At 65.5% G+C, this 5,031-nt stretch carries 5 protein-coding genes and 1 pseudogene; 5 read left to right on the top strand and 1 reads right to left on the bottom strand.

Features of this window, described 5'->3' with window-relative positions; genetic code table 11:
- From K1X74_23340 to K1X74_23320, 5 genes are all read left to right on the top strand, one after another.
- On the top strand, positions 1–938 hold a 938-nt coding region (locus K1X74_23340; protein MBX7169286.1), incomplete at its 5' end, for a hypothetical protein.
- Positions 939–1,103: 165 nt separating this feature from the next.
- Complete coding sequence (locus tag K1X74_23335) at positions 1,104–2,189, top strand: alcohol dehydrogenase catalytic domain-containing protein (GenBank protein ID MBX7169285.1); 1,086 nt, start codon at positions 1,104–1,106, stop codon at positions 2,187–2,189.
- 45 nt (positions 2,190–2,234) lie between these two features.
- The gene (locus tag K1X74_23330) at positions 2,235–2,666 is read left to right on the top strand and encodes a hypothetical protein (GenBank protein MBX7169284.1); all 432 of its coding nucleotides are present in this window, start codon (positions 2,235–2,237) and stop codon (positions 2,664–2,666) included.
- Positions 2,667–2,676: 10 nt separating this feature from the next.
- Positions 2,677–3,867, top strand: coding sequence for a DUF1080 domain-containing protein (locus K1X74_23325; protein MBX7169283.1), 1,191 nt, complete (start codon positions 2,677–2,679; stop codon positions 3,865–3,867).
- Positions 3,868–4,118: 251 nt separating this feature from the next.
- Positions 4,119–4,559: a CBS domain-containing protein gene (locus K1X74_23320; protein ID MBX7169282.1), complete on the top strand. Its 441-nt coding sequence runs from the start codon at positions 4,119–4,121 to the stop codon at positions 4,557–4,559.
- A 27-nt stretch (positions 4,560–4,586) separates the two neighbouring features.
- Here K1X74_23320 and K1X74_23315 read toward each other — a convergent pair.
- Positions 4,587–4,970, bottom strand: a pseudogene (locus K1X74_23315) (hypothetical protein).
- Between the last annotated feature and the right edge of the window lie 61 nt (positions 4,971–5,031).

The following is a 5,031-nucleotide window of genomic DNA, read 5'->3' as shown; positions in this document are numbered from 1 at the left end:
CGACAGGCAACGCGATCTTGCCTCGCTCGACGGACTCTTCATCGTTTCTCGCGGCCGATGGGACGAATGCTTCGGTCATTGGCCTGACCGCCAACGGTTACTTTGATGCATGGGAAAGCCCTCACCCCTACGCGCAACTAGATCCCGAGACCGGCTGTTTGCTGGCCTACACGGAGCCGCTGGGATCGACTTTGGGCGACAGTACCCGGCCGAACGACGACATCGTGCTGACCAACGTCCTGGGTTTCGACATCAAGGCCTGGGACCCGGACGCGCCCGTACTCGAACGGGAACTGACGACCGGCGAATGGGTGACGCTGCTGCCGGGCGACGCGGAGTACACACGCGAGTTGGGAAACGCGCTAACGGGCGTGGCCAGCGCGGGTGTCTCGTCGGTGCCGCGCGTTGCCCGGTTCGGCGCCTATGTCGATTTGAACTTCCTCTGTGGGCTGGGCAACAACGGACTGACCACGACCCCGTATGGCTCTGACCCGAATTCAATCAATCTGCATGGCTTGACGATGCCCATCTTCGGCGGGCCGGGATTGACCCGCTCACAACAATCTGGCACGCCCCCGGCCGTGGCACCGGCCGTGGCACCGGCCTGGGCCGACATCCGAGCAAGTGTCTACGACACCTGGTCAACGCACTACGAGTCGGATGGACAGGATCAAGACGGCGATGGCGCCATCGACGAATTCACCGACGGGTTTGACAACGATGTGCAGACGCCAGGAACTCCGCCAACGTACCCGGAGATTAATGCATCGACTGCCATCTCCGACGGTTTCGGCGGCATCGACGACCTGACCGAGATGGAGGCCCCGCCGCCGTACCCGGTGCCGCTGCGCGGCATCCAGATCAAGCTCCGCGTGTTCGAGCCCGACACCAAGCAGATCCGCGAAGTGACGATCGTTCAGGACTTCGTCACCCGGTAGACGCGGTAGACGCTTGGGACCTTCGGCTTTCCCGGCCCTTCTCGACCAGCGCCGAGCGGCGCGTGTGGTCGAGCGGCAACCGCGGCGGTATTCTTTCCTGAACCCGGTTGCCAGCGCGCGAGCGACGCAGGCGCAGCCGTCTCGGTCGAGGGAGAACTACGGATCATGCGAGGGATTGCCGCGTTTGCCCGCAGCAGCACGCCGCGGATCGTCGAGCACCGCGAGCCGTCATCCGCGGGCCAGGGCGAGGTGCGCTGTCGCACTCTGCAATTGGGGATCTGCGGCACTGACCGCGAAATCCTCGAGTCGCAAAGTCCGGTGTTGCCCCCAGGGGGCGAACACCTGGTGCTCGGCCACGAGTGCCTGGCCCGCGTCGAAGAACGCGGCCCTGGCGTGAGCACATTCGACGTCGGCGACCTGGTCGTGCCGGTCGTGCGCCGGCGGCGCGCGACGGCGCCGCAGTTTCGGGTCGACATGCTGCCGATGGGTACCTACACCGAGCGCGGCATCGTCGAGGAACACGGATTCTCGCTGCCCGAGTGGCTCGACCGGCCCGAGCACTTGTTCCGCGTCGACCCGGCGATGGCCGACCTGGCCGTGCTGACCGAACCGGTGGCCGTGGCCGAGAAAGGCGTGAACGAAGCGCACGTCGTGCAGCGAGCACGGCTGGGCGCAGACATCTGGGCCGAGCGGCCGCCGCGCGTGCTGGTGACGGGCCTGGGACCAATCGCGTTCGCCGGAGTGATCGCCGCGGTGGCGCGCGGCTGGCCGACGACGGTCTATGGCCGCGACGCCACGGACACGTCGCGCGCGGAACTGGTGCGGTCTTTCGGCGCGGACTATGTCTCGCCCGAAACGGTCGATTTTTCGCCGGCCGATCCCGACCAGGACGGCTACGACCTGCTGCTGGAATGCACCGGCAGTGACGAATTGCTCGTCAGGGCCAGCGCGGCGATGGCCTCCCACGGCGTGCTCGTCTGGTTGGGGAGCTCGCGCCTGCCCGAACCGCGGCCGCTGAACGTGGCGCTGATGGTTCGCGACGGGTTGCTGCGCAATCAGGTGCAGATCGGCAGCGTGAACGCGGCCCCGCGCGATTTCCTCGATGCCCTGGCGCATCTCGCACAACTCGGCGCGACACATCGCCGCGAGCTGCGCGCGGTGATCACCGACGAAGTCGGGCTCGACGAGGCGCTCTGGCACTACGAACACCGCACCCCGCAGGGCATCAAGACGGTCGTGCGCTACGACTAGCGCGTTGTGCCGAGTCGTTCGGCGGGCATGCGCGAGGAGCCGTTGGTGGCCGCACATCGAATTCGCCTCCGCGGGCCCTGGGAATTCGAGGTCCGGGGTTCTGCCTTGGGCTCGTTGCCGTCGCCGGGCAAGGTCCACGTTCCCTGCCGGTTTGCCGCACATCTGCCCCCGGGTTTTCGTGGTCGGGTGCGTTACGTGCGACGCTTTGGCCAGCCGCCGCTGGCCGCTGCCGAGACGCTGTGGCTGGTCGTCGAAGGACTCGCGCTGCCGGCGAGAATCGAATTGAACGGCCGACCCGTCGCGGCGGTCGACGCGCCTCCCGGGCGCGGGGAGTTTATGATCAGCGGCCTGGTCGAACCGCGAAACGTACTGTGTGTCGAATTCGCGGAGGTCGATACGGCGAGCGAAGTGGACTGGGGCGAGGTTTGTCTCGAGGTCCGCCAGCCGCAGAACAAAATCGGTGAACCAGAGACGTGAGGCGTGACGGATGATGACGAAATCGCGAAGGCCGTCGATTCTGCAGGTTGGTTGCCTGGTGGTCACCCTGTGGAGCGGTAGCCACGCTCCGGCGTTGGCGGCCGACAACCAGTTGACGCCCGAGGAGGTCAGCGGCGGCTGGATCTTGCTGTTCGATGGCGAAACGCTGTTCGGCTGGGAGCCAGGTTCGCAGGCCGATTGGCGCGTCGAACAGGGGACGATCGCCGTCTCGAGCGGCGAGCCCGGGCTGTTGGTCACCACCAGCCCGTTTGCCGATTACACGCTGCAATGCGATTTTCGCGCGGCGGCCGGTACGAACAGCGGCATCTTTCTCCGCACGCCGAAGCAGCCCACCGATCCGGCCAAAGACTGCTACGAGCTGAACATCGCTCCGCCGGAGAAATCGCCGTTCGCCACGGGCAGTTTTGTCGGCCGGGCCAAAGCGGCGCAGGCCGCTTACGACGAGCAATGGCATCACTACGAAGTCACGGCCCAAGGCGGGCATTTTGTCGTGCATCTCGATGGGCAGCAGGTGCTCGACTACACCGATCCGGCGCCGCTGGGACGCGGACTGATCGGCCTGCAGCTCAACTCGGGCGCGGTCGCGTTCAAGAACGTCAAGCTCCGGCCCGACGGCTTGCAGCCGATCTTCAACGGCCGGAATCTCGAAGGCTGGACCGTGTTTCCCGACAAGAAGGCCGAGTTCTCGGTGAATGAGTCAGGCGAGCTCGTTGTGCGCAAGGGCAACGGCCAGTTGGAAACCCAGGGGCAATGGGCCGATTTCGTGTTGCAGCTCGACGTGTTCGTCGTCGGCCGGGGACTCAATTCGGGAGTCTTTTTCCGCTCGATCCCGGGCCAATTCTGGCAGGGCTACGAAAGCCAGATCCAAAACGCCTTTCGACGCACGCGGGACAAGCCGGTCGACTGTGGAACCGGCGGGTTCTATCGCCGCCAGAATGCCCGGCGCATCGTGGCTGACGATCAGACCTGGTTTACCAAGACGTTGGTCGTCGCGGGCCCGCACATGGCCGGGTGGGTCAACGGCATCCAGGTGAGCGATTGGACCGACACACGACCGGTGAACGCCAATCCGCGCGAAGGACTGCGACTCGAGGCCGGCACGCTGAGTCTCCAGGCGCACGATTCAACGACGAATTTGAAATTCCGCGGACTGCGAATCGTAGAATTATCGCCGCGATAATCCTTCGGTTCGCACGCGCGGCGGTCGAGGGCGTCGATCGTGTCGCCGCGTTCGTGAAATCTGTCACAAGCGGTCCGCCGCACCGTCGGCGAAAACGCAGCAAATTGCTTTGACTTTTCGCGACAGCCAAGCGTAGCTTGGCTCGTAGGGACATGGCCCCGTTCTGGGGCCGGAAGCGGCCAGCTCAAGGTCCGCATCGTACGCGCGTTTCCGCGTCTTTTCTCGCTCCCCCTGTCTCGGAGGGCTCGGCCATGACTCTTGCCGAAATTCTGCGCAGCAAGCCTACGGGTGTGTTGTCGATCGATCCTGAGGCCACGGTGGACGATGCCGTGCAAAAGCTCGTCCGTCACAACGTCGGGTCGCTGGTCGTCATGGCGGACGATGCCGACGACGGCGAATCGCTGGTGGGTATTTTGACCGAACGCGACGTGCTGCGGGCCTGCGCGGCGCACCGTTGTCCGCTGGCCGAATTGAAAGTCCGCGCGGTGATGTCGTCGCCGGTCATCACGTCGCCGGCCGATCAATCGGTCGACGAGGCGATGGGTCTACTGACGCTGCGGCGGATTCGGCATTTGCCAGTCGTCGAGCGCGGCACGCTGTTGGGGATGATCTCGATCGGCGACCTCGTCAAAGCGCATCACGACGAGCTGTCGTTCGAGAATCATCATCTCAAGAACTACCTGCTCAGTTGAGGCGCAGGACGCGGGCAACGGAGCCGTTCAACCGATCTGGTAGCGGTCGAGCTTTGCGCGGCTGACCTGAATCCCCAGGCCGGGTCCGTCGGGCACGGCCAGTTGTCCGTCGATCACGGCCAGCGGCTCGGCCAGCACGCTATCGGCAAGCAGGAAACAGGCCGACTCGTTGGCCGACGCGAAACCGGGCACCGAAGCGGTGAGATGCAGCATGGCCGCGGTCGCGATGCCGATCGACGCGCCGGCATTGAGCGAAGCGCCCAGGCCCGCCGCCTCGGCGACATGCGCGCATTTGCGCGCGGCGGATGGCCCGCCCACCTGGTCGAGGTCGACCACGACATGGGCCACGGCCGCGGCACGCGCCAAATCGAAGACGTCGCGCGGCGCGGTAATGGCGCGGGTGGCAGCCAGGGACGCGTTGGTTTAAAGAGGGAATCGCGCCAAGGCCTCGGGCAGAGATTCGGCCAACGGG

It is taken from the genome of Pirellulales bacterium, from assembly GCA_019694435.1.
In the GTDB taxonomy this organism is placed as follows: domain Bacteria; phylum Planctomycetota; class Planctomycetia; order Pirellulales; family JAEUIK01; genus JAIBBZ01.
The sequence above is the reverse complement of the archived record's forward strand: the minus strand, read 5'-3'. Positions and strand labels throughout refer to the sequence as shown.